Here is a 4,608-nt window from a genome sequence, read left to right as displayed (position 1 = left end):
CCTTCCTCTTAAAACCTGTACCCTATTTTAAATTAACAGGCTGTAGCTTGTGGGTGATGGGAAGGGATCCCAATCTCGTCTACTCTTTCTCCTAGCAGAGATAAAACCGGAAGCAGTGACAGCTTAGAGATCCCCAAGCAGAATGCAATCAGCAGATCGAGAAGAACTCTAGCCCTGGAAAACTTAACTTTCTAATCCCGTCAGCACTGCCAGCAAGGAAGTCCCAGGAGCTATGCTAGGCTGGGCTGCTAGACAGGTCAAAATCTTTATAGGAACTCAGGTACAGCCTGTCAAAGAATCAAGGGGTACGGTAGCAACACTCAGCAAACCAACTTCGGGAGCAGGATGGATTGATCAGTACTGCCAGTTCCCACGGCTAAGGTATGCTGGTGGGCAGTGAGCAAGTTTCCCGCCTCTTCTTTTGAGGAGAGAGTATGCCAGAACCGGAATCCTCCTCTGCCCACATTCTGGTGATCGAAGATGAGGCCAAACTGGCCCGTTTCCTGGAAACTGAGCTGGCCTATAGGGGATATCGGGTGAGTGTGGTCGGCGATGGCACGGCAGGGTTGGCGGCAGCCCGCGACCAGAATCCCGACTTGGTGCTGCTGGACTGGCTGTTGCCCGGGATCTCAGGGTTGGAGGTTTGTCGGCAACTGCGCTTGACGGGCAACCGCGTGCCCGTGGTGCTGATGACCGCCGGCGACGAGGTGGCAGATCGGGTGGCAGGGCTGGATGCTGGGGCAGATGACTACGTGGTCAAGCCCTTTAGCCTGCAGGAGTTGCTGGCGCGGATACGGATCTATTTGCAGCACCCCAAGGGATCCCGCGACGGCCGGTTGGTGTTTATGGATTTGACACTGGATCCGGTGACGCGGCAGGCGAGCCGGGGAGAGCGACAGGTGGAGCTGACGGCCAAGGAATATGAGCTGCTGCGCTACTTGATGGAACACCCTCGCCAGGTGCTCAGCCGCCAACAGATTTTGGAGCATGTGTGGGGGTATGACTTTACGGGCGACTCCAACATCATCGAGGTTTATATTCGCTATTTGCGCCTCAAGATCGAAGGCCAAGGGGAAAAGCGCCTCATCCAAACAGTGCGCGGTGTAGGCTATGTGTTGCGCGAGTAGAGGCAAGCTGGATCGACAGGGGGACTGAGTTGAGGATTTTGAGGTGCAGAGCGTGCTGTTAATGAACCTATGGGGTGCAAGGCTGCTGGGCCTTACCTTCAGCTCACCGGGAGAGTTTGTCTTCCGTTTTCCCCCTGAAACTCCGCTGGTAGGTGGGCTGGGGCTGCGCTGGTACGGCCTGCTGATGGCTATTGCCGTGTTGGTCGGCCTGCTCCTAACCAAAGCCCTAGCAGAGGCTCGCCATCTGGAGAAAGAGCCCGGCAAGGCCAGCGAACGGGTCGAGATCCTGGCCCTGTGGCTGGTGGTGTCTGGGTTTCTGGGCGCCCGCCTCTACTATGTCCTCACCCACTGGTCAGAGTTCAGGGACGATCCCCTCTCGGCCTTCGCCATCTGGCGGGGAGGCATCATCATCCACGGTGGGATCTTGGCTGGCGCGCTTGCTCTTTGCCTCTATTGCCGCGCCACCGGGATCAACGGCTGGAAGTACGCCGATGTGCTCACGCCGGGGTTAATCTTGGGCCAAGCCATCGGGCGCTGGGGCAATTTTTTTAACTCCGAGGCCTACGGTGCCCCTATTCCCCCCGACAGCAGGTGGCCCTTGCGGGTATACATCCCCCCCCAAGCCCGCGAGCCGGAATACAGCCAGTTTGAGTTTTTTCACCCCATCTTTTTCTACGAGAGCCTCCTTAACCTGGTTCTGTTTGCTCTCTTGATGGGGATGTTCTGGCGATTTCCCAAGCTTAAGGATGGCACCTGGGTTTGGACCTATGTTGTCGGCTACAGCTTAATTCGCATCCCTTATGAAATCTTGCGCGTCTCGGCGGTGGCCTATCTGCCGGGAACTACCATCAAGGCTGCCTATGTGGCCAGCGCCATAGGCCTAGTGCTTGGGATCGGCATGCTGATCTACATGTACCGGCTGCGCTTTGATCCCGATCTGGAGCAATTGGCGGCTTGGCTGGCCGAACGAGCAGGGCTGGAGCTGGAAACAGCCGCAGAGCTTGTGCAGCGGGCTTGGGCCATCCAGCAAAAGCACCGCCGCGCCGACTTGCTGGATCGCGTCACTCTGGCCATGCCTCATTTTCCCAGTGCCCTTGCCCCCCATCTCTCGCTGGGCCAACGGGAGCTGCTGATGCGGCAACTGTTCTGCCGTCTGGAAGGCCGGGATCCCGCTGGAGAAGGGCTGGCCCAAGCAAGTTAGCGCTTAGGGCTATCAGGCTGAAACCAACCCTCAGGTCTTTAGACTTTGCAACCAGGCTTCCAGGGCGCGGATGGGGGCCGGATCCCGGTAGACGCGCTCCTGGCGGGCTTTTACCTGCTGGCCCATCTGTTCCCGCCAGCGGTCATCCAGGCCCAGGCGCACAGCAATCTGGACATACTCATCTAGGTTAGAGGCGATGGTTGCATGGATCCCCATCTGCTGCAGGATGGCGTAGGTGTGGCGACCCCGCATCAGAGATCCCGGCAGCGTGACGATGGGCAGGCCGTGGGGCAGGGCTTCCAGGGTGGTGTTGCCGCCAGACCAGCCAATGCTGTCCAGGTAAACATCTCCCAAGGCGTTGTAGGCGGCATATTGGGCGGGGGAGAGTTCCGGCAGCAGCAGCACATAGTCTTCCGCGGCCAGGCCGTAGGCGCGGAAGGCCCGCTGTAGCCGTTGCCAGAAGCGCTGGCGGATCCCTTGGGAGAGGCGGCCCCGCAAAAACAGGAATTGACACCGCCCCACCTCCCGAGCAATGCGGGGGAAGACCTCGTCGTACTGGGGCAGGTACTTAAACAGAGATTGGGCGCAGAGGTAGAGCACCCTATCGGGATCCACACCCCACGCTTGCCAGTCCACAGGGGCGGGGTCAACGTCCAAAGGGATGTAGTAGGTGCCGATGCCGGGTAGGGGCAGGAGCTGCTCGGTGTAGTGGCCGGTCCCATCCGGCGGCTCCATTAGTTCGCTGCTGATGAAAACGTCCAGCGTCGGCAGGCCAGAGGTTTGCGGATGTCCCCAGGCCATGGCCTGCACAGGGGCCAAACGCAAGGCGGCCAACTGGGCGCAGACCGGGTCAATGCCCACTTCCGGGTAGAGGAGCACGTCCAGCTGGGCCCCTCGAATTGCCGCCTGCCACTCCGCCAAGCTGCGGGATCCGGCTATAAACTGCTCAAAACGCGGTGGCAGGGAGCGCGTAATCTCGTCTTGGACGGCCGAGGTGTGGAAGCCGTAGAGGGCCACTTGGGAGCGATCCAAAGCTTCTACCCAGCCGTGGGTCAGGATCTTCCAAACAGAGTGATCCCGGAACAGGCCGGAGACGATACCCACCCGAAGCCGCCCAGGACGGCGCCGCAGGAGAACGGGGGGCTGCGGGTAGCGAGCCGCCATCACCTCCCCCACCAGGGATCCGTACAGGTGCTGCAGCTCGCGGTCGTTCTGGCCCTGGTAGGGCAAAAAGAAGGGTTGGACGGAGCCAACACCAGCAGCTGCCCGCTCCAGGGTTTTGGGATCCCGCGGCAGGTGTGCCCAGCGAGCCTTCACCTGCTGCAGAGCTTGGCGGTAGCGCTCCCGGGCAACTGGGATCTGCTCAGAGGTGTCGTAGAGCAGGGGCAACTGGCTGACACACCAGCCCAGGGCCGCTGCCAAATCGGCAGGATCAGCTTGCCAGAGGCGGTAGAACAGCCCTGCCGCTTCCTCCTCCCGGCCACAATCGCGCAACAGGATGGCCAGCGTATAGGCGGCATCGGCAAAGTCTGGCTGCAACTCCAGAGCCTGCCGCAGCGGCACCAGGGCCGCTTCCAACTCCCCCTGCTGCCGCAGCACCAGTCCCAACTGGTACAGAACTTCCGGATCCGGCCCCCCTTGCTCCAGAGCCTGCTGGAGGTGGGCTTTTGCCTCCCCCAGGTAACCTGCCTGCTTGAGGGCAATCGCCAGATTATAGTGGGCGTCGGGAAAGCACGGCTGCTGCGCCAAGGCCTGCTGCATCAGGGCAATGGCCTCCTCCAGGGATCCCTGCTGCTGCCGACAGACCCCCAAAAGGTGCAGCGCCTCCGGGTGGGCGGGCTGGGCTTGCAACACCTGTTGGTAGAGGGAGCTGGCCTCCTGCAGTTGCCCCGCCTGGTGATGGTGGACAGCCTGAAGCAGCAGGCGCTGCAGGTGCTTCTCTCTGTTGTCTCGGCTGGGGCCAAAGCCCTTTCCCGGCGGCAACATCGAGCTTCCCAGACTTTAGCCGTTGGGGAGGTTGAGGAAGCCCGCCAAGGCTGGGGCAATGGGCAGCAGGGTCATCACCATCAAAAAGAGGGCCAGCAGCGCCAAGGCATCCCGCTGGCCGTCGGTTTCGGTAATCTCATCCTGCGGGGGACGCTCCGGCTCGCGGGCAATAAAGAGAATCAGCAGCGCCCAGTAGAGGGCCAAAACGTTACTGATGGCTGCCACTGCCAGAGCAATCAGGGTGATGACCGTAGCACGTGCCGCCGTCTTCCGCCCGTACACCGCCTGCACGAT

Annotated in this window: 3 protein-coding genes and 1 pseudogene; 2 read left to right on the top strand and 2 right to left on the bottom strand. The window is 60.9% G+C overall.

The window, feature by feature from the left end; translation table 11 throughout:
- The first annotated feature begins 434 nt into the window (after positions 1-434).
- A complete protein-coding gene (locus tag NW835_RS07425; protein WP_414366464.1) occupies positions 435-1,127 on the top strand; it encodes a response regulator transcription factor in 693 nt (230 codons plus the stop codon).
- 43 nt (positions 1,128-1,170) lie between these two features.
- Positions 1,171-2,328, top strand: a complete 1,158-nt coding sequence (gene lgt, locus NW835_RS07420; RefSeq protein ID WP_414414935.1) for a prolipoprotein diacylglyceryl transferase — start codon at positions 1,171-1,173, stop codon at positions 2,326-2,328.
- Positions 2,329-2,358: 30 nt separating this feature from the next.
- Here lgt and NW835_RS07415 read toward each other — a convergent pair whose 3' ends face one another.
- A complete protein-coding gene (locus NW835_RS07415) occupies positions 2,359-4,314 on the bottom strand; it encodes a tetratricopeptide repeat protein (protein ID WP_414414934.1) in 1,956 nt (651 codons plus the stop codon).
- 15 nt (positions 4,315-4,329) lie between these two features.
- Positions 4,330-4,608: pseudogene (locus tag NW835_RS07410) on the bottom strand (site-2 protease family protein); the annotation flags it as partial.

This window comes from Synechococcus sp. OH2, assembly GCF_047462155.1.
GTDB lineage: Bacteria > Cyanobacteriota > Cyanobacteriia > Thermostichales > Thermostichaceae > Thermostichus.
The sequence above is the reverse complement of the archived record's forward strand: the minus strand, read 5'-3'. Positions and strand labels throughout refer to the sequence as shown.